The organism is Klebsiella sp. GFKo11 (assembly GCF_056490265.1).
In genome coordinates, this window is record NZ_CM151369.1 from 1,035,699 (window position 1) to 1,060,214 (window position 24,516).

At 51.6% G+C, this 24,516-nt stretch carries 18 protein-coding genes and 1 pseudogene; 4 read left to right on the plus strand and 15 right to left on the minus strand.

The features are described 5' to 3' along the window. Positions 1-2: 2 nt before the first annotated feature. From AC07P6_RS04970 to AC07P6_RS05020, 11 genes are all read right to left on the minus strand, one after another. Positions 3-1,187: an acetyl-CoA C-acetyltransferase gene (locus AC07P6_RS04970; protein WP_044264539.1), complete on the minus strand. Its 1,185-nt coding sequence runs from the start codon at positions 1,185-1,187 to the stop codon at positions 3-5. Between the two features lie 191 nt (positions 1,188-1,378). Continuing rightward, entirely contained in the window at positions 1,379-2,317 is a 939-nt protein-coding gene (locus tag AC07P6_RS04975) for a cyclase family protein (protein WP_044264540.1), read from the minus strand. Positions 2,318-2,321: 4 nt separating this feature from the next. Continuing rightward, a complete protein-coding gene (locus AC07P6_RS04980) occupies positions 2,322-3,248 on the minus strand; it encodes a 3-hydroxyacyl-CoA dehydrogenase family protein (RefSeq protein WP_136455116.1) in 927 nt (308 codons plus the stop codon). A gap of 10 nt (positions 3,249-3,258) precedes the next feature. Continuing rightward, entirely contained in the window at positions 3,259-4,047 is a 789-nt protein-coding gene (locus AC07P6_RS04985; RefSeq protein ID WP_136455118.1) for an SDR family NAD(P)-dependent oxidoreductase, read from the minus strand. A gap of 16 nt (positions 4,048-4,063) precedes the next feature. Continuing rightward, entirely contained in the window at positions 4,064-4,405 is a 342-nt protein-coding gene (locus tag AC07P6_RS04990; RefSeq protein WP_136455121.1) for a cupin domain-containing protein, read from the minus strand. Positions 4,406-4,419: 14 nt separating this feature from the next. Next, entirely contained in the window at positions 4,420-5,076 is a 657-nt protein-coding gene (locus tag AC07P6_RS04995; RefSeq protein WP_136455124.1) for a 3-oxoacid CoA-transferase subunit B, read from the minus strand. After that, positions 5,069-5,734, minus strand: a complete 666-nt coding sequence (locus AC07P6_RS05000) for a 3-oxoacid CoA-transferase subunit A (RefSeq protein ID WP_163594440.1) — start codon at positions 5,732-5,734, stop codon at positions 5,069-5,071. Before AC07P6_RS05000 ends, AC07P6_RS04995 begins: the two co-directional genes overlap by 8 nt. A gap of 90 nt (positions 5,735-5,824) precedes the next feature. Further along, positions 5,825-7,135 carry an MFS transporter gene (locus AC07P6_RS05005; protein ID WP_162178928.1) on the minus strand — a complete coding sequence of 437 codons (1,311 nt, stop codon included), beginning with the start codon at positions 7,133-7,135 and terminating at the stop codon, positions 5,825-5,827. A 207-nt stretch (positions 7,136-7,342) separates the two neighbouring features. Beyond that, positions 7,343-8,341, minus strand: a complete 999-nt coding sequence (locus AC07P6_RS05010; RefSeq protein WP_138110048.1) for a LysR family transcriptional regulator — start codon at positions 8,339-8,341, stop codon at positions 7,343-7,345. Positions 8,342-8,441: 100 nt separating this feature from the next. After that, on the minus strand, positions 8,442-9,125 hold the full coding sequence (locus AC07P6_RS05015; RefSeq protein ID WP_136455132.1) for a Crp/Fnr family transcriptional regulator: 684 nt from the start codon (positions 9,123-9,125) through the stop codon (positions 8,442-8,444). A 184-nt stretch (positions 9,126-9,309) separates the two neighbouring features. Beyond that, positions 9,310-10,266 (minus strand): SphA family protein, encoded by a 957-nt coding sequence (locus AC07P6_RS05020; protein WP_172425397.1) that lies wholly within the window; start codon positions 10,264-10,266, stop codon positions 9,310-9,312. 968 nt (positions 10,267-11,234) lie between these two features. Here AC07P6_RS05020 and AC07P6_RS05025 point away from each other — a divergent pair. The 3 genes and pseudogenes from AC07P6_RS05025 to AC07P6_RS05035 all read left to right on the plus strand — a co-directional run bounded on the left by AC07P6_RS05025 (position 11,235) and on the right by AC07P6_RS05035 (position 13,334). Beyond that, complete coding sequence (locus AC07P6_RS05025) at positions 11,235-11,669, plus strand: VOC family protein (RefSeq protein WP_138110046.1); 435 nt, start codon at positions 11,235-11,237, stop codon at positions 11,667-11,669. 163 nt (positions 11,670-11,832) lie between these two features. Beyond that, positions 11,833-12,997 (plus strand): annotated as a pseudogene (locus AC07P6_RS05030) (IS3 family transposase). Next, positions 12,915-13,334: a helix-turn-helix domain-containing protein gene (locus tag AC07P6_RS05035; RefSeq protein WP_138110045.1), complete on the plus strand. Its 420-nt coding sequence runs from the start codon at positions 12,915-12,917 to the stop codon at positions 13,332-13,334. The pseudogene AC07P6_RS05030 and the gene AC07P6_RS05035 overlap by 83 nt, the downstream one beginning before the upstream one ends. Positions 13,335-13,801: 467 nt before the next feature. Here AC07P6_RS05035 and lpxP read toward each other — a convergent pair whose 3' ends face one another. The 3 genes from lpxP to AC07P6_RS05050 form a co-directional block, all read right to left on the minus strand. Continuing rightward, complete coding sequence (lpxP, locus tag AC07P6_RS05040) at positions 13,802-14,710, minus strand: kdo(2)-lipid IV(A) palmitoleoyltransferase (protein ID WP_138110044.1); 909 nt, start codon at positions 14,708-14,710, stop codon at positions 13,802-13,804. 202 nt (positions 14,711-14,912) lie between these two features. Then, positions 14,913-15,185, minus strand: coding sequence for a hypothetical protein (locus AC07P6_RS05045; RefSeq protein ID WP_016247220.1), 273 nt, complete (start codon positions 15,183-15,185; stop codon positions 14,913-14,915). Positions 15,186-15,254: 69 nt separating this feature from the next. Then, positions 15,255-15,491 carry a YnfU family zinc-binding protein gene (locus tag AC07P6_RS05050; RefSeq protein WP_350308983.1) on the minus strand — a complete coding sequence of 79 codons (237 nt, stop codon included), beginning with the start codon at positions 15,489-15,491 and terminating at the stop codon, positions 15,255-15,257. 93 nt (positions 15,492-15,584) lie between these two features. Between AC07P6_RS05050 and AC07P6_RS05055 the strand changes: the two genes are divergently transcribed. Continuing rightward, on the plus strand, positions 15,585-15,818 hold the full coding sequence (locus tag AC07P6_RS05055) for a hypothetical protein (protein WP_004132711.1): 234 nt from the start codon (positions 15,585-15,587) through the stop codon (positions 15,816-15,818). Between the two features lie 19 nt (positions 15,819-15,837). Here the strand turns inward: AC07P6_RS05055 and AC07P6_RS05060 are convergent, their stop codons facing one another. After that, positions 15,838-24,420, minus strand: coding sequence for a GH36-type glycosyl hydrolase domain-containing protein (locus tag AC07P6_RS05060; RefSeq protein WP_478315766.1), 8,583 nt, complete (start codon positions 24,418-24,420; stop codon positions 15,838-15,840). Positions 24,421-24,516 lie beyond the last annotated feature (96 nt).

The following is a 24,516-nucleotide window of genomic DNA, read 5'->3' on the forward strand; positions in this document are numbered from 1 at the left end:
CCTTATTCTTTTTCAACCACCATGGCCAGTCCCATCCCGCCGCCGATACAGAGCGTAGCGAGACCATAACGAGCGTGGCGGCGCTGCATTTCATGAACCAGCGAGACCAGAATGCGTGCGCCGGAAGCGCCGATAGGGTGACCGAGGGCAATTGCGCCGCCGTTGACGTTGGTTTTCTGCGGATCCAGCCCCAGCCCTTTCATCACGCTCAGGCACTGGGAGGCGAAGGCTTCGTTGGCCTCAATGACGTCGAGGTCATCCACCTGTAAGCCCGCGCGGGATAAGGCCCGACGGGTTGCGGGTACCGGCCCGTAGCCCATGATATTGGGATCGACGCCGCCGCTGCCCCAGGCGCGGATCGTCGCCAGCGGCTGAAGCTGGAGGGCGGCGGCTTTTTCACGGCTCATCAGGACCAGCGCGGCGGCGCCGTCGTTAATGCCGGAAGCGTTGCCTGCGGTCACCACGCCGTCTGGCCGAAACGCCGGGCGTAGCCGGGCGAGGGTTTCTCGCGTGGTTCCGTGGCGGGGGAATTCATCGGCTTTGACGTAACGCTCTTCTTTGCGCGTGACGATTTTGATCGGCACGATTTCGTTGTCGAAACGACCGTTTTTCTGCGCCCATTCAGTGCGTTGCTGGCTTTCCGCCGCATAGGCGTCCAGCTCTTCCCGGGTGAGCTGGTATTTTTGCGCCAGGTTTTCGGCGGTGATCCCCATATGCTCACCGGAAAAGGCATCGGTCAGACCGTCGCTAATCAGGCTGTCAATCAGCGCACTGTCGCCCATGCGCTGTCCCCAGCGGGCCGCGGCGGATAAGTACATGGCGTTGCTCATACTTTCCGTCCCACCAGCCACCACGATTTCCGCATCGCCCAGCGCGATGGCCTGTGCGCCTAGAATGGTCGCCTTGAGCCCGGAACCGCATACTTTGCTGACGTTAAAGGCGCTTTTTTCTACCGGGATCCCGGCGGCGATAGCGACCTGACGAGCGACGTTCTGACCTAGCCCTGCCCCCAGTACGTTGCCCATAATCACTTCGTCAACATCGTCCGGTTTGATAGCGGCGCGAGCGATAGCGGCGGTGATTGCATGCTCGCCCAGTTGGATAGCCGAGAGATCCTTTAGCGCGCCGCCAAAGCAGCCGATGGGCGTACGGGCGGCGCTGACAATGACAACATCTTTTGTACTCATGTGGTTGCTCCTCCGATGCAGAGCGGCATTGATATTTAATAATGTAAAAATATCGCTATAAGATTATTTTGGCGTAAAAGTGTGATGCGCCCGGAATGAATGAAAATATTATTTCGGGCACAGATTACCTTTCGCTAAATAGCAAACTAGTCAGCTACGTTACTTATAAAAATAATTCAGGAGGAATTTAATTAAATGCAGCCTCCGTAGCTATAGGTTCTTTCCGGGACATTATTCATATCATCTTCATCAATTTCCGCCACGCAGCGCACCATCGAGCCATCGCCTAAATACCAGCGCAGTGGGAAACAGAAGAAACGGAAGCGCTTGCCGGAAACTTTATCCAGATTGCCGCCGAGGTTTTCAACGCCGACAATACCGTGGCCGAGCATCTGCTTATGGCAGGGTTCCCAGGTGCCCCAGCAGCCAATAGCCTCCAGATCGCCGAACTTTTCATCATAGGCGGCTTGGCCGTGGAGTTTGATATACAGCTCTTTATCAAATTCTGCATAGGCTTCTTCACCGAACTGTTCAGTATATTCTTCGGTAAGCGGGCGTCCGGATGCGCCAAGTAAATTCATACGCGTGGCGCCGTTATTCCCCATCGCAGTATGTAGCGGGTGATCTAATGCCTGCATATCCATCGCGACGCATTTAACTTTATTTTTAACAAACCATTTTCCGGCTTCCACGCCAGTACCGCAGGAGTAGTGATAATACTCTTTTGAGTCATCAAATTTACGATGCATACCGGTATTCAGGCATACCACCATTCCGGCTAACTCTTCCGGTTTGATATTTGCACGGAGACAGGCATCTTCCAGATGATGTGGCTGAATTAATTCCCAGCGCCCGACGTTAATTTCCAGGCATACCGCCTCACCAGTATAAGCATCGACCGGCATTTCATGCGTATAGCGCGCTCTTTTACCGTCGAATTCTATTTCCATCACATGACGCGGGGCATCGCAGTGGGTACCGGTGTGCATGGTGCAGGAAATACGCTGGGTTAACACGCCGCCTTTTGCCATAGTATGCGCACTGTCGATCAGCGGCTTATCGAAGTAAGGCCAGCGCGGAGTGTCGGCGCTAAATGGATGCGTTAAATCGACAAAAACTTTCTTACCCATAGTGTTACTCCTCAGGTTGCTGAGTGACGCGCTGCAGATAGCTCAGCAGTCGCTCACGGCTTTCGTTAATTGATGCGTCGTCCCAGGTCTGAAATCCGCCACCGGATTTGAAGCCCAGCTTGCCTTCGCTCACCAGTCGGCGTAGCAGAGGCGAGGGAGTTGTCGCGTTATTCAGATGCGGAAAAATATATTCATGAATCGCCAGAGTCAGGTCCGTCCCTACCATATCGGCGTTTTCCAGAGGGCCGAGGGCCGGCAGTCGGATACCAAAGCCATATCGGATGCCTTCGTCTACGGTGCGCGCGTCGGCGATGCCCTGCTCCACAAGGTAAATCGCTTCGCGCCATAGGGCGTGCTGTAGCCGGTTTACCAGGAACCCCGGCACATCTTTATTAACCCGTACCGGGCGTTTTCCTGCCCAGGCGAGGATGTCAAATGTGCGTTCGAATAGCGCATCGTCGGTCCAGCGTGTGCGAATGACCTCCACCAGCGGGATCAGAAAGGCCGGATTCCAGAAATGGGTGCCCAGTACGCGCTGTTTGTGGGTCACATCGCGGGCGATCTCGCTGATGCTGATGACCGACGTATTGGAGGCGAGAATCGTTTCCGGTGGACAAAGTGAGTCCAGCTCGCAAAACAGCCGCTGCTTAAGCGCCAGCTGTTCAGGCACGCATTCGAAGACGATTTGCGCCCCCTTAACGCTCTCCGCCAGGCGGTCGCAAAAAACGACGCGGCTAATAACCTCTTCGATGGTGGCGTCTTCCGCCTGCATCCGCTGCAGGTTGCTGCGGATGGTGTCCGGCGCGGTCCAGGCGCCAGCGTCGATATCATAAATCGTCACCTCCACACCGCGGGCGGCAAAGATCTGCGCGATACCGCTGCCCATCAGGCCGCCGCCGAGCACGGTGACCCGTGTGAGTGGATTGTTCATAGCCATCTCCTTAACCCGCGGTGCAGCCGCCGTCGATGTAAATAACCTGGCCGGTGATAAAGTTAGCGGCTGGGGAGCAGAGGTAAACGACGCTACCAACCATATCTTCCACTACGGCAGCCCGACCCATCGGAATGCGATCGAGGAAGATCTTTTTCAGCTTTTCGTCTTCCAGTACTTCCTGGGTCAGCGGCGTCCAGAAGATAGTCGGCGCGACGGCGTTAACGTTGATATTGTATTTCGCCCACTCGGTAGCCAGCTGTTTGGTTAATAAGTTGATGGCCCCTTTCGATGTACCGTAAGCCGCGTAGCCGCCGGGATGACCGGCAAAGGCGCGCACCGATGAGGTATTGACGATTTTCCCGAAGCCCTGGCGGATAAACAGCTCGCCAAACACTTTGCAGGGAATGAAGGTGCCGGTAATGTTGATATCCATCACTTTGCGGAAATCATTAATGTCGAACTCTTCAGCGGGGTGACGAATGGCGATGCCGGCAATATTGATCAGAAAGTCAACTTTCCCCCAGGCCGCGACCACTTTATCCGCCAGGTTTTTAACCGCCACTTCGTCGGTCATGTCACCAGCGATAGCAAGGGCCTCGCCGCCCGCTTCCTGCACCTGCTGAACGGTTTTTTCCAGGGTGGCAATGGTACGGCCGGTTACCGCGACTTTAACGCCGTAATTCGCCAGGCCACGGGCTACACCTTCACCGAGCGCGCCCGCACCGCCGGTGATAACCGCAACTTTGCCTTCAAGGTTGAACAGCGCTTTGACTTTTTTATCCCATGTTGTGTCCATAATGATCCCTTACTGGTTACGTATTGCTGGCGATGACCAGCATACTGGTCGGATAATTGGTGTGGTTAACCACTTCTCGCCCCTCAAACGGCGCGAGGAAAACGGCTTCCCCTTTGCTGACAACACGCGTTTCCTCTCTGGTACGAATGGTGATAGCGCCGTCCAGTACCACGTAGAGTTTTTCCGTCGGCGAATCGTCATAAGCCCACTCGGCGCCGCCTCCGGGTAAAAAATGCGACAGTCCGCACCAGAACTGTTGTGCGTTGCATAACGCGCCGTCGCAAAGCTTCAGCGCCACCATGGCGTGATGCAGTGGTGGGTTGTAAGGGCTAGCTTCACTAATCGGTATCACTTTCATTGATGGTGTCCTTTTTAGGAAAACTGGATTAATGTTTCAGAGATGCGTAGCGGTGCGGCGGTTTGCGCAACCACTTCCTCCACGCTGGTATCCGCGGCGATTTCGCGCAACATCAGGCCGTTATTGACTTCAATGACCGCTTTTTCCGTCACGATCAGATTGACCTGGCCGACTGCTGTCAGCGGAAGCTGGCAGCGGGGCAAAATTTTAGACTGGCCTCTTTTATCGCAGTGCTCCATGGCGATAATCACCCGTCGGGCGCCGTTCACGAGGTCCATCGCCCCGCCCATTCCGGGCACCATCTTGCCGGGGATGATCCAGTTGGCGAGATTGCCCTCCTGATCCACTTCCAGCGCCCCCAGCACGGTAACGTCAACGTGGCCGCCGCGGATGATGGCGAATGACAGGGCGCTATCGAAAAACGCCGCGCCGGGTACAGCGGTGACCGGTTGACCGCCGGCGTTAGTTAAATCGGCGTCGATACTGTCGCTATCCGGCGTGGGGCCGAGCCCCACCAGGCCATTTTCAGACTGGAAGATGACGCCAAGATCGTCGGCGACGTAGTTGGCGACCTGCGTCGGCAGGCCAATCCCCAGATTCACCAGGTCCCCTTTGTGAAGCTCTTTTGCAACCCGGCGCGCAATGCGTTCTCTCATGGCGTTTTTATCCATGGTGATCTTCCCCCTTAACCAGGTAGTCGATAAAAATGCCGGGCGTGTTGTAACGGTCGGCGGCGGCGCAATCCATTGGTACGATGGATTCGCACTCGGCGATGACCAGGCGCGCGGCAGTAGCCATCACTGGGTTAAAGTTTTTGGTGGTTTTATTGAACATCGCATTACCGGCGGTATCGGCAATGGAGCAGTGAATCAGAGCGATATCTGCCTGCAGGGGGTGTTCCAGCAACCAGGGCTGACCGTCAATAATGATCTGCTGTTTGCCATCCTCCACGACCGTGCCAAGCCCGGTGCGGGTGAGTACACCGCCTAGTCCGGCGCCTCCAGCGCGGATACGCTCAACCAGCGTTCCCTGGGGAACCAGTTCCGCTTCAAGCTCACCACAGGACATCTGGCGTCCGGTTTCCGGGTTCAGGCCAATATGGGAGGAAATAATCTTGTGTACCTGTTTATTGACTACCAATTTGCCGATCCCTCGATCGATAAAACCAGTGTCATTAGCGATAATTGTTAAATTACCCACGCCTTTTTCCACCAGCGCATCGATAATTTTTTCTGGCGTTCCTACCGCCATAAATCCGCCAATCATAATGGTCATTCCTTCTTCCACCATGGCGGCAACGCGTTGCGGCGAAATAATCTCTTTTTCCAGCATGGCATGACTTCCTGAATAAGTGACGTTAATACTCGTGAACCGGCGGTTTACGAAGACGTTATTCCCTGGTGCGGAACTGTAAAATATTTACACGGTGACAACAGAATCTGTTTTGCCTTTGCATTTATCGTTAATCATGAAAATTAACAGGGCCGCAATAATATCCAGGGCGATAAAAGAGATATAAGCTCCATCATAATCACCGGTATATTTCAGACTGACGGCAACAACTGCAAAACAGCTAACCCGGAATAAACAGGCAATAGTTGAAACCAGACGGTTAGCGGCGGAAAAGTCGTAGCGGCCATACACTGTCCCAACCATCGATGTACATAGCTCTTTGATACCAGCGATACTGGCGCCAACCATTAATAGTGTGAAGTAGGTGAAGTAGTCGTTACCGCGTACCAGCAGACAAGCGTGGGTCACAGCAAAGAAAAAGGCGTAAGCGATACTGGCTTTTCGGGTGCCAACTTTCACATCTACCCAACCCCAGAAGTAGCTGAAAATAGCGCAAATCAGCGCGGCGGAGGTGAACATCCAGACGGCGGTTTCTTTATCATAGCCAACAGAAATCAGTCGCGGGATCAACTGGCTGACGACGCCAATATCCACCAGCCACAGCAGGCCGAAGCCGACGGAAATCAGCCACATTTCGCGGTCGCGGAACAGTACGCGGTAGGTAAAGGGGCTCTGATAGTCGGTCTGGGCCGCAAGGTTTGCCGCCTGCTGTTCACGAGAAATCGGTTCATTGTCCGGGTACAAACCCATTTCTTCCGGGGTATTGCGGATCCAGAATATGGAGATGATGCCAAGGGTGATTAACGTCCCGCCGACGACGGCATAAGCGCCGGGTACGCCGAAGCGGTCAAAGAGGAAAAACATAATGGGGATCAGCGTCGCGGTACAGAACGACATTCCCATGGTCGCCCAGCCGAGCGCGAGGCCTTTTTTCCTTGGAAACCAGCTATTCAGTAAAGTGGCGGGGACGTTGAAACAGCAGCCAGTAGCCAGCAGATTCATCAGCGCCAGGCCAATAGCGTATTCGGCGTAAGAGGTGACGCGGCCAAACCAGATCATCGTCAATCCCAGCGCCAGCAGGCCAAGAATAGCGACGATTTTTGCCCCTTTGCGCTTGATCATTTCAGCGATCACCAGCGCGCCGATAACGCCAATCCATCCGGCGGGCGTTGAGAAAGAGAGAAGCGTGGCGAAGTCCCAGCCGTGGAGATCGACAAAGCTTTGGACGATAACGTTCAGGCCGTCAGCGGTCCAGGCGGCGAAGTTGTAGTACATCAACATACTGAAGCCGACCATGCTCCAGCCCCAGCCGCCGAAATTACTCCGGGTGCTGGAATGATTAGCCGTTTTATCGGCAATGTTATTGGTATTTTGCATAATTCTCACCCAGTTAATAAATTTAATTACCCCCTTATCAACCGATTTATGTAATAAGGGGCGATGCTTCATAAAACATCTGCGACGGGTAATGTAATTATTGTGAAAACAAACTAACTGAAATAAGATTAACAATACGACTATAGAGATTGAAGACTAAAAATAAAAAGTGTGTTTGCAAATATGAAAAGGTTCACCGGCGTATTTTTAATGATTCGCCGCCCGTATTTGCTCAAAGGTAACAGTGTGTTGCTCAATCAAAAAATGTTTAAAAGAGGATACGCATTCGGTTATCTGACTACGGGCTGGATAATAGAGGTTTAACAACCATTGTGATGTTTTCATCTCTTTAAACAAGCAGGTCAGTTTGCCATTGCGAATATCTCGCTGCACAACATATTCCGGCAGGTAGGCTATTCCGGCCCCTGAAAGCACCGATTTTCGTAACAGGGTGCTGTCACACACCTCAAGAGATTTGGGAATTTTGAAAAAGTGACGTTCGTTATTGATCTCATAGGCCCAGTCGTTGCTGCCGGTCAGCGAGCTGGCGAACAGGCAGCGATGGTGCACCAGCTCGGATGGGTGCTGTGGCATGCCGTTCATCAGCAAATACTGCGGTGAGGCAACGGTCACGAAAGGTTCAGCGATCAGATTACGTTTCACCAGAGGGAGTTCCTGGTCCTGCTGGTGGCTTAAGGCATTGACGGCGCCGATGATGATATCGTGATCTTTCCAGCTCTGAATGCCGAAGGCGGAGACATGGACGGCGATATTTACCTGACGGTTTCCGGCCAGATAGTTGGCGACGATGGGCATCAGATATTGTTCGGCATACACCGGTGTACAGCAGATGCGAATCGTTCCCCGACGCTGGGTGGAAAAATGAGTCAGCTCATTTTTTAGCTGGCCGACCTTCTCGCCGATCAGACAGAAATTCCGATATAAATAATCACCGGCATCGGTCAGCGGCATGGCTTTGTTGTTGCGCCGATAAAGAGGACAGCCGATCTCTTTTTCCAGGTCAGACAGCCATCGTGAGCCAGAAGAAATGGATATTCCCATACGCTCTGCCGCAGATGAAATGGAACCAGTAGTGACCAGGTTTACGAAGAACATCATTCTGGTCATGATATGCGGATCGGAAAGAGCGACATCCTGCGACAAGGTGGGGGGTGACTCATCATAACGATAATCTTCACAGTACATGGTCGGTGTCTCGCTTCAGATTTGCCTGGATTTATCCTGGCAGGTAACCTGATAAGCAAATGGAAAGAATTAACATTTGCCGCGCGCCGTAGTTCACAATTCACATAATCTCACGGCTGGCGACCTGCCTCAGTCCATCAAGATCGAGCACTTCGATATTGCCGTAGTTGAGCGCCACCATCTGGCGGTCAGCGAAATGCCTGAGCGTTTTGGCAACAAAAGGACGAGAGAGGCGCAGGCATTCGGCCATAAACTGCATCGTAAAGGGAATGTGACGCTCGCGACGCGGTCCCTTTTGGCCTTCTTCACAATCCACCAGAAAAGCCGCCACGCAGGCTTCCCTTGAGGCCACTTTATGGGTGTACAGCACCCGATCCAGATCGTTAAGCCTCTCGGTGAGTGAATCTATTACTTGCATTTTGAATTCATCAAATTGAGCTAGCAACTGCGTCGCGCTGGCCCGGGGGAGAATAAGTAATTCGACATCGGTCATGGCGATGAAGTTGCGATCTAAGGGGGTGTGCTTCCAGACAAAGTTAAACAAGATCATACGTCCTACAGGCACGTGGGTGAGCAGCGTCTGGTTGCCGTTTGCATGATGAACATTAGCAAAGAGATGACCTTTCAGCGTCCAGGCAATTGCCTCTACTTCGGCTCCCTGATGAAAGACAATACTGCCGGCTTTTTCGCTGCGAACGCGCGACTGACGCAGTAAAGCCTGCTGGAGTGCCTGTGGAAATGCGTTCCAGCCGGGAATCATCATGATGGCTTCTTCGGCGAACATAAACGCTCCTGTCCGTGAGGGGGAGGCGTTATTGTCAGCAAACAGGATGTAGTTTTTAAGCCGGGAATGCACAAGATGTGATAACTATCAAAGAGAACCGTCAGGAGCAGAAAACGTGGTCTCTTCCTGCTCCTGACAACCTGACGTATTACGCCCGGATAATAAAGGGGGAGATATTGCATGACTAAAGCGGCATCGAAACCCCGATATGGAAAAAGGTCATTCCGGCATCATTTTCGCTGTGCAAATTAAACAATAGTCGGCCGGTAACGGTGACACCGCTGACGCTATAGCTCATCATCGGACCAGCTTTGATATGTTCGACGCGTTTGCCGGCAGAATAAATACCCTCTACCCCCTGTACCGTTCTACCGTTAATCTTGTCGTCAGTCACCTGCTTAGTCCAGTTACCGATAAGCCCGGCGGTGAGGCTATTGTTGATACGATGGGTGGCAGTAACATCCAGATACCAGGTGCTACCAGAGCGGTAGTCGGTTTCGTTATTTTTCGTATTGAAGTCAAAAATATTATTAAGCGTAATCCCCCAATCGTCGGTCAGATAGCTGATGGCGATATTGGGTTCAAACGACCAATATTCCCATGAGACGTTATCCCCGGAGGTCTCTTTACGCCCGGTTGCCGCATTGCGGGTATAGGCCGTTTTGCCATCCGGTAAATAGACGGCTAACCCGGCGCCAACGTGGAAATTGTTGTGTAAATCCCAGGAAAGAGCGAGGGGGGTAATACTGGTCCCCAGCAGGCCGCTGGTATGGTCGGTGGTGTGCTGGCCGGTATTTTTTACCTGAATAAACTTATAGGGCTGTACGACCATCGCCGCATAGCGGGCACCGAGAAATTCCCAGCCGGGAACCCAGGTGGCGGCCATCACCAGCCCGACGTTTGAGAGCTTATTTTTCCCTCCGGCGATTTTCGCCGTGTCGCCGCTACCGTTTCGCACGACGCCGGTTTCATAGGTGGATGTCATTGACATATACAGCCCATCGGGCGGAAATGCGCCAGTATGGGTACCGGTGGTCGCACCGGGCTGTAACGGCGTCAGCCCTTCGGCGGCAAAAAGCTGGCAAGAAAAAGCAAGAGAAGAGGTAAAGGCTAAGGTAAGAGATAGCGTTCTGATTTTCATTTTAATCGTCCATTTTATGACCAGTGCTGGAACGATTAAAATCAAAAAAGGTACTATCCGGAATAGCATAAATAAGAACATCTTTTCGGAATATGCAAACGTAGTCAGAAATGTTAATTCGAGCTACTTTTAAATGGCTGTACTAGAAAATCTAACGTGAAACTCGAATGGTCGGCGACCATTTTCACTTGCGATACAGTGCCGATTAATCACGCTACTTAAACCCGGGAATACCCTGACCGGGGTGTGATTCCATTGTGGCTCACCAGAAAGAATTATCTCTCCAGTTCTCATGAGCGCCTGTCAATTAGCAAGACTGGATAGTCCCGTCTTGTTTATTATTTGAGTGCGTATTATTTGAATGGCATTATTTAAATAAACGCTAAACAACCATTTACTTAGTATGGATATACTAATTTTATTCGTTAACCTGTTCTGGCTAACAAACGAACAGCTCCCCAGCAGGAAACTGTCAACTCGGAAGGAAAACGTTTAGCCGCTTGTGGCTTGTTCTTACCGCCTTAACCGTTACGTTAGCTCCAGAGCAACTAACCTTGCTCATAAGTGCCTTGCTTGTGGAATGATTCTTTTTTCATTGTGTAGCAGCCTGTGCAGGCGGCTCTTTTTCAGGAGGCAGCATGCCACTCAATAAAATGAAGCGTCATGCCATACTCCACACGCTCTCTATACCTGAACGTAAACTACGCCCCTTAAAATGGCTTGCTCTTATCTCATCCCTGCTCGTTATATTACAACTGGCAATTGAGAGCCTGGTCATAAGCGAATAACGGAATAGCAATTCCTGTACAAAGACCAAATCTGGAATGATTTTCTGATATCTGTCGGGTTCAGAGCACAAAACTTAATGTATTTTTTTTCCAACAACACAATCATTACGTAGAGTTGTGCCTCTGTTGAGTTTCATAGGTAAAGACCTGACTGACAGAATCTGAATAAGGAAATGAACCATGGATAACTATACGCTGCATCGTGGCAGACTTATCGACCATATCCAGCTCGTGGTAAACGACTTTGCCGCAAGCAAAGCGTTTTACACAGCTGTTCTGGCGGAACTTAAGATCCCCTTGGTTATCACCGATGACGATTATATCTGGGCTGACGAACTGGTCATTTCGTCCGTAAAAAGTTCGGAGTCTGGAGGGGTGTCTACAGGACGGCACCATCTGGCCTTTCAGGCCGCAGACCGTGAATCGGTGAACGCGTTTTACCACGCAGCACTAAATCATGGCGGACGTGATAACGGCGCACCTGCCGAACGAACCTATCATCCCGGATACTATGCCGCTTTTGTTCTGGATCCGGACGGTAACAACATCGAAGCTGTTTACCATGGTGAGGGCGATCGCAGTGCCCGCTCTGTAGAAATCAGCTTCACTGTCTGAGAAAACAGGGAGCATATTTTCCCCTGTAGCTCCCGGTAACCGCAATGGAGAGCTTTATCTATGACCGTTATTCCGGTATCAGCCCTTGAATTGTAGTGGTTTACTGAATTTGGCCACCTGAACAGAGGTGATATGCTCATCTCAGAACAATACAGGTGTCCCAATGAAAAAAAGAAATTTCAGCGCAGAGTTTAAACGCGAATCCGCTCAACTGGTCCTTGATCAGAACTACACCGTTGCAGCTGCGGCCAGTGCTATGGACGTGGGGCTTTCTACCATGACGCGATGGGTAAAGCAGTTACGGGAGGAACGACAGGGCAAAATACCTAAAGCCTCTCCTTTAACCCCGGAACAGATTGAAATACGTGAGCTAAAGAAAAAGCTACAACGCATTGAAATGGAAAACGACATATTAAAAAAGGCTACCGCGCTCTTGATGTCAGACTCCCTGAACAGTTCTCGTTAATCGAGAAACTCAGAGCGCAGTATCCTGTGGTCACACTCTGCCACGTGTTCGGGGTTCATCGCAGCAGCTACAAATACTGGGTAAAAAGCCCCGAAAAGCCAGACGGCAAGCGGGCTGTATTACGTAGTCAGGTTCTGGAGCTGCATAACATTAGCCATGGCTCTGCTGGCGCGAGAAGTATCGCCATCATGGCAACCCTGAGAGGCTTCAGAATGGGACGCTGGCTTGCCGGCAGGCTCATGAAAGAACTGGGACTGGTGAGTTGTCAGCAACCCACCGGTATAAACGTGGTGGCCATGAACACATCGCTATCCCGAATCACCTTGAGCGACAGTTCGCAGTGACAGAGCCTAATCAGGTATGGTGCGGCGATGTGACGTATATCTGGACAGGCAGGCGCTGGGCTTACCTTGCCGTCGTTCTCGATTTGTTCGCCAGGAAACCGGTAGGCTGGGCAATGTCATTCTCACCGGACAGCAAGCTAACCATGAAAGCGCTGGAAATGGCGTGGGAAACCCGAGGCAAACCAGCGGGAGTGATGTTCCATAGTGACCAGGGTAGCCACTACACAAGCAGGCCGTTCCGGCAGTTATTGTGGCGTTACCGGATCAGGCAAAGTATGAGCCGACGCGGAAACTGCTGGGATAACAGCTCGATGGAACGCTTCTTCAGAAGTCTGAAAAACGAGTGGGTGCCAGTGACAGGCTATATAAACTTTAGCCAAGCAGCTCATGCGATCACAAACTATATCGTCGGGTATTACAGCTCGCTAAGGCCGCATGACTATAACGGTGGGTTACCTCCAAACGAGTCGGAAAACCGATACTGGAAAAACTCTAAAGCCGTGGCCAGTTTTAGTTGACCACTACAAAGACATCATCGATGAGATAACAAAATGGATTGATTCAAATTTAAACAAACCGCTGAAGATAGAGGATGTTGCTGCGCGGGCAGGATACTCCAAGTGGCATCTTCAGCGGATTTTTTTGCAGGTAAAGGAAGTTAGCCTTGGGAAGTACATAAGAGATACGAAACTTAGACTTGCAGCAAAAGATCTTATCGGGACTAATGAGGCCGTAATGGTTATTGCCTTAAAATATGGATTCGATTCTCAACAGACTTTTACTCGGGTTTTCTCTAAAAAATATAAATTACCACCATTAAGATATAGAAATACCGAAAAGAGAAAAAAATATTAACAGTTTAAAGTTATCAACCTTACGTAACATAACCAAAATAATAATTTATTCCAGCATCAAAAGTTGACGGTCATTTGGTCTAGAAGCGTCTTGTTCGGAACAAAGCTCTGCCTAGTTTTTAACATACAATGTCTAGACCATGACCTTCAGCCATTACACATCAGCCAAAATATCGACCAGAACCAGATGGATATCTCAACCATATATCCATCGTGGAAAACCATTAACATTTAGATATCTTATTTACCCTTGCAGTCGATTCATGGCACTGAGCGGAAAAGCTAACAGAGCTAAAGGTCCGCTGTGAGCGAAAAACGGACCTTCAAATGCGAACCGGTTCAATTGATTAACCTTGGCTGTCAGTCAAGCCATCGTTAACATGAATCCGATCGAAAATTCCTTATCGCATTTTTACAAATACGCAGTGGCAAGAAAGATAGATTCTGGCTCATGACAAGTAGAGTTGTTCATTTGTATAAAGAGACTTCGCCTTCAGGACGCGTTTTAAACCTGCGATGCATCCACAGGTATTGCTCAGGGGCACGGAGAATTTCACGCTCGATGACCTTGTTCATATAAGCCGCTGCGGCGACCTTGTCTTCCCCTGGATAGCCTGCCAACGGATTGCTGATATACATGTGATAACCTTTTTTATCGCTACGTCTAATCATGCTAAGTGTGATCAAGTGTGCACCAGCGAGTTTTGACAGAGCATACGTTCCGTTCGTCGTGGCTGCTTTTTTTACCGAGAAAAAAGGTGCAAAAACGCTTCCCTTAGACCCATAATCCTGGTCTGGTGCAAACCAAACGGCTTCACCTGCTTTTAGCGCATGAACAAAACCAGATAAATTACGTCGATTAATCATAGCTTTATTTGAACGCATACGCCCTTTTGTCTGTACCCATTCCATTAATGGATCATTGTGTGGGCGATACGTTGCCATCATAGGATGGCATAACCCCATTACTCTTCCACACAACTCAAGGGACATAAAATGAATCCCGACAACCATTACTCCTCTTGTCGCACCGGTCAGGTTTTCAAGCCCTTCGACATCAAACCATTTTTTGACTCTCGCATCGCTCCAGAACCAGGCCATTCCTGTTTCCATCAGTCCCAGCCCGAGAGAAACAAAGTTTTTATTGACCATCTGGCTCCGGGCAAACGGTGTCATCTCGGGAAAGCACAGTTCGATATTTCTAATCGCAATCCGTTCCCGGCGTTTCAGAAAGGGTCTGGATATTTTTCCAAGGCCAGAGCCCAGAATATGTAAAACCGGGTAAGGAAGTTGAACGAGAAGCCACAGCAGACCCAAACCAGACCAGGTAAGCCAGTGGCGAGGATGAAGTAAATTATGAGTAAAAGTCTGTGCCATAAATTTCCTTAATGCTAATGAAGGTTATAACGCAAAAGGAAAACAATGAGGCAATTCGTCTTTAGCGATACATTTTGTTTTAGATAATTTAAATTCATCTAAATTCAGGAAAAAATATTTTTCAATGACTGGTGAATAATTTAAAGAGCCAAGGGTGAATTGTAAGCCAGCAAATTTATTCTGTTATAAATCCATGGTTTTATCATTGATACTCAAGGAATTGTCTTCTTGATTCATCATCATCAAGGTACTCAAAAGAAAGAAGCCGAATTTTGGTAAGTTTATAAAACCACTCACAATCGTTTCGTTGAATAATTTCGCCTGGTTTGAAACATATCCCGGATGCCACCCGAATAATCGCATATTTACCATTACTAAACCTGACCCGGTGAATACAGAAAGGTTGGCCAGGCTGTCCGTGACAGCTGTTCGACATGATATGCCCTTCAATAAAAACAGATTTTTTAGATTTCATTATCATACCCTCGACAACAGCAGTACAGGAGGAATGTTGTCATTTTCCGACATCACTGACGTTAAGTGATCAGCCGCCGATACACCAGCATTCTGAAGGTCTGAACAACAGTCCGCAGGCAGGGCACTCAAGAACCGCATCTTTTCTTAGTTTACCTGCTTTCTGATCGGCTCTGTGTGCACATACCGGGCAGGCAACATGAACCGGTCTTTCTTTAAAATACCTGAGCCCATTTGTATAAGACATAAATAATTCTCTGAGGAATACAGTAATTATTATACGCTTTAATATAAAAATAACTGGCATAAGTTATGTTAAGTTGTGTCTGAATCAGGATATCAGATATTGAAAATTGAACGTCTTATTTATGATACACTACCCTTCCGTGAGAAATTTAAGATGAAATCAGAAGACACCCTTGACTGGTATCCGGCACAACTACCGCCTGTGAAAATTATTCTTGGCGAAGCCGTGCTGGCTGTGGGTAAACAGGGCCGACCGATTAATACCCGCACCTTGCTGGAATACCTTCAGGTCATGCAGGACAAACAAAAAAGGCGGGATGACAAAATCGCCATGCAGACTGCGATTGATGTTCTCAGGGATAATCAGCGCATTAACGGCAGACGTTAATGCACCTCCGGGATCAGTGTCAGTTCTGAATGATCTCAACCGTATGGTTTTGTCCATCATCCTTCAGCGGTATTCTGTCATCAGGGAGGAGAACACCATCCAGCGTCACGCAATATTCTGCATCGCCGCGTGAAACACTAATCTGATAATGGCTTTCACCATATTGATATGCCATAGAAAAAGACGACCACTCATCCGGTAACCTGGCATGAACACTAAAGTCAGTGCCGGAACGTTTTATCCCCAGTAATTCCTCGGTAAGTAAACGCCAGGCCCAGCCTGCGGAACCGGTATACCAGCTCCACCCTGCACGTCCGGTATGGGGAGCGACGCTGTAGACATCAGCACTCATGACATAAGGCTCAGCTTTATAAATCCCGACAGAGTCCGCATTCAGGGTATGATTTATAGGGTTGAGCATTGACCAGAGTTGCCAGGCTCGTCCGGCATTCCCCATTCGGGCAAAGGCCATCACTGCCCAGATGGCGCCATGCGTATACTGCCCTCCGTTTTCCCGCACGCCGGGCAGGTACCCCTGTATGTAGCCCGGATTTGGACCGTGTCCGTCGAAAGGAGGCGTTAACAGTTTGATCAGCCCTCCTTCGTTATCCACAAGGTGCTTATCCAGCGCCTGCATGGCCTTTGCGCACCGTCCCGGGCTCGCGGCGCCGGACAATACAGACCAGCTCTGCGCAATCGCATCAATCCGGCAGTCCTGTGAGGTTTTCGATCCCAGGGGAGTACCATCGTCAAAATACCCGCGCCGGTACCATTCCCCATCCCAGGCGTGGGCTTCGAGATTACTTTGCAGGCGCAGAGCCTGTGAACGGCACATCGCGGCGACGCTTTCATCCAGCCTGCGCTCCGCCAGCGCTGCAAACCGCTGCAAAATGTCGTACAGGAAGAAGCCCAGCCAGACGCTTTCACCTTTGCCTTCGATACCCACCCGGTTCATCCCGTCATTCCAGTCACCAGCCCCCATCAGCGGCAGGCCATGCTCCCCGAAGCGAAGTCCATAGTGAATAGCTTTGACGCAGTGTAACCAGAGTGTCTCTTCGGTGCCGCTGATGACCGGCGTGTCATAGACAGACTCTTCACCAGGCTGAAGCGAGCGTCCCTCCAGATAAGGAATGCGTATTTCCAGTGCATCCATATCCCCCGTCGTTTCAACATAGTGGCAAACAGCAAGCGGCAGCCAAAGATAGTCATCGGAACAGCGGGTACGCACACCGTTGCCGTGTGGCGGGTGCCACCAGTGCTGCACATCCCCCTCGATAAACTGCCGTGATGCACAGAGTATTATCTGTTCACGCATCCGGTCCGGAGCAGCGTGGCTCAGAGCCAGCGTATCCTGCAGCTGATCGCGAAAACCAAATGCACCGCCAGACTGATAGTAGCCACTCCGGGCCATAAGACGGCAGGCGACCGTCTGATACAACAGCCAGCCATTAACCAGTAAATTTACGGACGTGTCGGGGGTGTTAACTACGATTTTATCGAGAACATTGTGCCAGTGATTATGAATCCGGTTCAGCTCCTGGAGGACCGTATCCTCGTTCATGTAGCGGGCCAGCGTCTCCTGAGCACAAACATCATTCTCCTCTGCGCCGAGGATAAAAATAAACGTCCTCTGGTCCCCGTCAATTAATGTAACCGCCGATTGCACCGCTCCGCAGGGATCCAGACCGGCCCCCGTCTTACCAGAAAGCTTTTGCAGTTTCATAGCCGAAGGGGCGTGAAGGGAACCATTACGGCCAATAAACTCCCGGCGGTCCCCTGTCAGAGAACAGTCATTACCGCTGACGGCAAAAAATGTAGTTCGGCCGCCACCATTATCACCATAAAAGTTATTCGCAAGTATCCCGCAGCCGCCGGGCGTTCTGGCCACATGTGTCACAATGTGAGGGGCTGAGCGCGTTAGTGTTTCTCCGAGCGTCCACTCTACATAGCCTGTGACGGAAAGTTGACGTGTCCGTCCCGAAGAGTTACTGAGCGTCAGGAGCACCAGTTTAACCGGATCTTCTTCAGCAACCAGGACCGTCAACTCGCTGTCTATACCACTCTCACGATGGGCAAAAACGCTGTAGCCAAAACCATGGCGGGTCAGGTAATCACCGTGTCCGCGAACAGGTAAAGCCGTCGGCGACCAGCACTCCCCGCTCTCTTCATCGCGCAGGTAAAATGCCTCGCCGCTGCGATCGCTCACCGGATCGTTCTCCCACGGCGTCAACCGGTATTCATGGGCATTCTCATACCAGGTATAGGCCTGCCCTGCCTCTGAGATCACACTGCCAAAACGAGAATTTGCCAGTATGTTCGACCAGGGAGCCGGTGTAAGCGCATTTTCCCGAAGGACGATCTGATACTCCCGCCCATCCTGAGAAAATCCACCGTACCCATTGAAATGGCATAACTGACTGGTATCAGGGCTCCAGTCCGTATGTTGATTACGCTCGCGCACAGCACGCGGAATGAATGCCCTTGCCGGCGATTTCAGGGTATGAATACGCTGGTTAAGCTGCTCATTAATCCCCCCTGCGCGGTCATCAAGATAAAGACAGGCCACGCTCATCAAAAGCAACTTATCCTCAGCGGAGAGATGCTCACCGTTGCGGACAAAAAGCCCGCCCTTTTTATCCAGCAGACTGGCTTCAGACCCGGCATAAATTAACTCCATAATCTGATTTTGTAATCCCTGCTGGTAGCCGCCGGGGCTGTTATTCAGGATAACTAAATCAACATCCAGCCCTTTCTGTCTCCAGTAACGGTGTGCCTGAATCAGTGTGGTCACTGAGGTGATACTTTCCTCGCTGGTTATACTCAGCAGCACTATCGGCAGATCCCCTGAAATTGCCCAGCCCCACAGTCCGGACTGGCCACGCCGGTTGCGGCCGATCGCCTGGCCTTCGGCGCGCAGCTCCTGGACAGGGTAAAGCACAGCGCTGGCGAGACTATTGAACAACGTGGCATCATCTTCACTGGCGTTCATCTGGCGCAATACCACCAGACTGTGAGACCAGGCCAGTTCAAAGACGCGATCGGCGATAGGGTAATCGCGATATTTCTCCAGCAACGCCAGGCTCTGCTGACGGGTCTCGCTGATGCCATAAATGATATCAATCGTAACCGGCTGCCCCGGCTGCAGAATAATGGCGTTGCGAATTGCCAGTATCGGATCCAGCACCGAGCCCGACGTGTTGCCTAGCATCCCTCCCGTCTCTATTGCCTGTGCATTCGCAGGGTTTCTGCCACGTCCAATAAACCTTGCCCTGTCCGTTTCAAACGACACGTTATGTCGGTTATCGCCGTGCACCACCATCATGTGAAACAGGCAAGGGCCCGGTTCATCCGGTGAGCGCGGGCGCCGGTGGCAAAGAATAGCGTCACGCTCAGGAGCCAGCTCAGTCTGAATAAACAAATTGCTGAATGCCGGGTGTGCCAGATCGCTGGCATCAGGTGCCAGTACCACTTCAGCATAGGTTGTCAGCTCCAGAGAGCGAGGCTTGCGACCACGATGAATCAGTGTGAGCCGTCGCAATTCAACATCATCCTCCGGAGAGATCACCACCTGAGTTTTGACGCTGAGTCCCCCTAAGCTGCGTCTGAATTCTGCCCCCGCATCGGTGAACAACACTTCCTCGTCTTGTCCGCTGGTGTAGCCTGTTGGTTGCCAGGTATTGCTCCACACATCTCCCGTCTGGGTATCGCGGATGTAGCAGAATGCTCCCCAGTTATCACGGGTGGTATCACTGCGCCAGCGCGTTAGTGCAATATCATTCCAGCGACTGTAACCGCCGCCGCCCGCGGTCAACATCAGATGATAATGGCCGTTGGACAGGAGTTGAATATCCGGGGCGGGGGTATCCACGCTATAGAAAATACGGGGTTCATAGCGAACGGGTTTGACCATGCCCTCATGAGATTCAAAATGACGGCGCGGACTGTACAGATCGACCGCATCCGGCACGCGCTCCTGTAACAGCAGACTCGCTGACCGGAATACCGTACTGGACATAAAGCGTTCAGTCATGGGGGCATCAAGCAGCACATGAGCCAGCGCCTGAAATGCCATACCCTGGTGATGCGCCATCCAGGACTGTACCACCGCATAGAGCTGACCGGTTGCAAGACGTGAGGGGGTATAGTCCAGCGCTTCATAAAAACCGTATTCTCCGCATGCACCATTTTTTTGCAGCCTGAACAGATTCTCACAAGCTTTCTGCGGGGAAACCATCAGCGCCAGCAGCGTGGCGTAAGGAGCGACAACCATGTCATCGGCAAGTCCCCTGCGTAGACCGAGCCCCGGTACGCCAAATGCCTGATACTGATAATTATGCTGAACATCAAAAGCATGATAGCCAGACTCTGAAACACCCCATGGTACCCCGCGTTCTTTCCCCCAGTGAATCTGGCGCATAACCGCCGACTGACTCATTTCATCGAGCAGGCTGCCGGGCCAGGTGGGCATCACCAGATTCGGCATCAGATATTCAAACATGGATCCGCTCCATGACATCAGGGCAGTTTCATTATCAATCGTGGTAAACAATCGACCCAGCGCGTACCAGCTTTTAAGAGGCAGCTGATTAGTCGCAATGGCAAGAAAACTGGTCAGGCGGATTTCAGACGGCAGGAGATCGTAGTGGCTCTTGTCAGGCATATTGGTGTCACAGTTATAACCGACGCTGAGCAGACTGGTTGCTTCACTGTACAGAAAGGCGAAATCCATCCGGGCATGCTCATCCAGCCGCTGTTCCAGCTCGGTGATAATATTGAGTCGCATTCGGGCCTGCTCCGCCACTGACGCCGGAGGCGTTCCTGTACCGGTTAATGTCGGACGGGCAAGCTCGCTCAGCGTCGGCAGCGTCTGTTCATTCCAGGATGCAGGCAACCAGCCAAGCAACAGAGACCACTCATGGCAAAGCTGAACCAGTTGATGCTCCAGATGTCCAGCCCAGCGCATCTGAAGAGGAGATCCCTGATGACATGCGCTGGTCAGATGGTTGCACTGGGTGCGCATGCTTTTCAGTTCGCTGAAAAGCGCCTGCGGAGAGAGCGACACCGCGTTCAGGCAATGCTTGCGCAGCAGTCTCAGGCTGTCAGGTGGGTTCTTACCCCACTGTTTTTCCAGAATATCCAGCGTATCGTTCAGTCCTGCCAGTATCTGTTGGTTGCTTAAAACAGGCTGATGACGCATGGCGGACAGGCCTGCACGCAGGGTCAATAAATGCCCGGCCATATTGCCGCTGTCGACGCTGGAGATATAGCGTGGACTGAGGGGGACCAGCGTACGGGTGTCATACCAGTTGTAGAGATGGCCCCGGTAGTGCTCCATTTTATCCATCGTGTCGAGCGTGAGCGACACGCGCCGGAGCACCTCTCCGCCAGGCAGGTAGCCAAAGTCCCATGCCGTCAGGTTAGCCATAAGTGAAAGACCAATATTGGTAGGAGAAGTTCGGTGTGCCACCGTCGGTTGTGGTATTTCCTGATAATTATCAGGCGGAAGCCAGTTCTCTTTTGCTGTGGCAAATGTTTCAAAAAAAGCCCAGATTTCACGGCTTGTCTGGCGTAACAGCTGTTTTTGTTCCTGATTAGGCGAAAAAACCTTTCGCACGGGCTGGCGACTCAGCCAGCTCATCAGCAGCGGTGCCACACACCATACCAAACCGATCGGTAACGCAATCCCCAGCAGCTGTGGGGCAAATTGTCCGGTCAGTATTGTCAGCGCCACGCCACCGGCAGCGTTCAGCCACATCGCCTGATAAAAACGTGCAACAGTGGGTCTGGCCTGACTGCTGTCCTGGCTGTGGCTGACCCACTGGCTGAGGTGACGCCTGCTTATCCCCAGTCGCCATAGCGTCACGGCGATCGCTTTCAGCGAATATCCGGCTTCGTGCGGCAGTATCGCAAAATTAAGGCTGATACCTGACAGACGCTTTAGCGCGCCCGCCCCCACCAGTAACAGATGCGACTTCACGCGGCGACGCAGAGGTTTATGCAGAAGGTCGTGGCTAATGCAGAGGATGGCTGGCAACAACCATATCAGCAACAGTATGCCCAGCCAGTAAACCGGATTGGGTACCCAAAGCAGAGTGAAGAACAGCAATATCAGTAAGGAGGGGGCGACCAGACTGCGACGTAGATTATCGAGTAATTTCCAGTAAGAAAGCGCGGTCAGCGGATTCCTGACCCGGGTTCCATCGGCTTTTCTGACGCGTGGTTTTAGCCAGTTAAGCAGTTGCCAGTCACCCCGGATCCAGCGTGAACGTCGTGCAACATCCGACAGATAATTATTAGGGTACTGTTCGTACAGTAACACCTCGCTCAGCAGACCCGAACGTGCATAGCATCCTTCAAGCAGATCGTGGCTGAGTACCAGATTTTCCGGGCAGATGTTCGTAGTGGCCTGCATAAAAATATCAACATCGTAAATCCCTTTGCCCACAAACGAGCCTTCCCCAAAGAGATCCTGATAGATATCCGAAGACATCATCGAATAAGGGTTATTGCCCGGTACGCTGCTGCGCAGGGCTGCGTAACGCCCCTGACCGTTGCGTGGTATCTCCTCCGCAAGACCGGGCTGTAAAATACCGAATCCTTTGACAACCCTCTGGCGTACCGGATCATACACAGGCGTATTCAGCGGATGCGCCATCGTCGCGACGAGTTTGTGTGCCGTATCGCGCGGGAGCACCGTATCGCTGTCCAGGGTAATGACGTATTTTATGTGGCCCGGTAAAAGATGGGCAGGCATGTCTGCAACGCTGACGAATTGCGTTCCGGGATGGCGCAACCAGCTGTTCAGTAACGCCAGTTTTCCCCGCTTGCGTTCATAGCCCATCCACGCTCCTTCCGAGGGGTTCCATTCAGGCTGACGATGTAACAGATAAAAACGTGGTCGGCCGGAGGGGTAGCGGCGATTAAGCGCCTGCGTATCGGCGATAGCCTTTCTGAGCAGCGCGTGACTTTCCGGCGAGGGTTCATTTTCAGAATCAGCGAAGTCTGTGAGCAGCGCGAACCTGAGATTTTCGTTTTCATTCCCCAACCAGCAAACTTCAAGACTGGTGAGGAGCTGACTGAAACTTTCGTGGCTGGTCAACATGCAGGGAATGACTAACATGGTGGCACTGTCAGCGGGAATACCGGCTGAAAAATCCATCCCCGGCAAGGGTCGAGGAACGCGAAAACGGGTGGTTGCATCACTGAGCAAATCGCTCATTAACTGAGTTAAAGCGATAATCAGAGGTAATATCATCGCGATCAATAGCCAGTCTGCGCCCTGCATGGCGGTTTCGTGCAATATTGCTGCGGTCGCTGCGGTTGTCAGCAACGCCAGGCTTCCAAGCCATGACAGCAGGGTTATTCTGTTGAAACTGTGCCGCAAGCGTATGAGCCCTGAAGTGTCTGCCAGGAGATGAATATCCAGCGCCTGTCGACCTTCGCCCGCAAGATAATAACCAACATGATGTTCCGGTGTATCGGGCGCTTTTTCCTCTGAAAACGCCAGCGCCTTCTCAGCAACCTCAGGCTCGCTGAGACCGCTGTCTCTGGCCAGAACCTCAACTACGTGCCGGTAATGATCCCGGGTATTAAAGTGCATCCGGGGATAGATGCCGGCAGGATCATTGCGTAATGCCTGTTCGACAACGCTTATCGTTTCGGCGAAATCAGCCCAGTCCGTTTCACTCAATAAACGCAGGCCCGCGATGCTGTTACTGACGGACAGCTGGCTGGCGGCAAGCTGCTGATTGAAACTATGTATGAGAACGTCAGTGGTGATCCCCTGTTCCCGAAGGCACTGATCAACCCAGGTCAGAGGTAACGGCAGCGCGTTGCCATGCCCCTGCAGGCGCCGCACCAGCTCTGCGACAAACGCACTGGTTAACGGAGGTCGGGAGCGCGCCATATCGGCAACCACCATGATTAAATCACCAGGCGCACTCTCTGCGCATTCGACAATCCTTGTTATCCACGTATCGGCAAGGTTTCTGTCCTGCTGCGCTTTTATCACTTCCATACTGATACGACGAAGATTTTCAATCAGCGCCAGGCGCAGCATTCCCGGTAACGCCCAGACTTCACCCAGCGTCAGCGGTGTCACCTGTTGATAGGCAGTGAGATAGCTGGTCAGGCTGGCGGCATCCCAGCGGCCATCGCCGTGAGCAATGGCCTCTGATGCAATATGATAAATTCGTGGACAATTCAGCGGCGATACCAGCGACGGGAGACCTTTTCCAAAACTTTTCGGCAGATGCTGGCGGACAGTGCGGATTTGTTCCTCAATCAGATAATAATTGTCCAGCAGCCATTCACCGGCGGGCATGATACTGGTCTTTTTACCCGCGTTAAGCTCATAGCAGTTTTGGGTAATGACGGCCTCATTGTCGCCAAGCCGTTTCAGAAGATGATAAGGATGCTTATCCGGTGATACTTTATGAGTCCGCGCCAGCTTCTGGCCGTAGCGTTCCATCTGTACGGTCGAAAAGAGTTCTGACCGCAGCGAGCTTTCACCGGCAGGATCGTTCGCCGAAAACGTTATGTTTTCGGCAGCATTCATCAGAATACGGGAGCGGTTAAACCACGCTCTGGGGTTCATTTTCATAGCATTGCTCTGATGCGACGTTAGCGCGCAGGAGCAGTTGCGAAATCAGTTCAGAAACGTTCTCTCAGGATGGGCGTCAGGCATCAGGGATTTAAC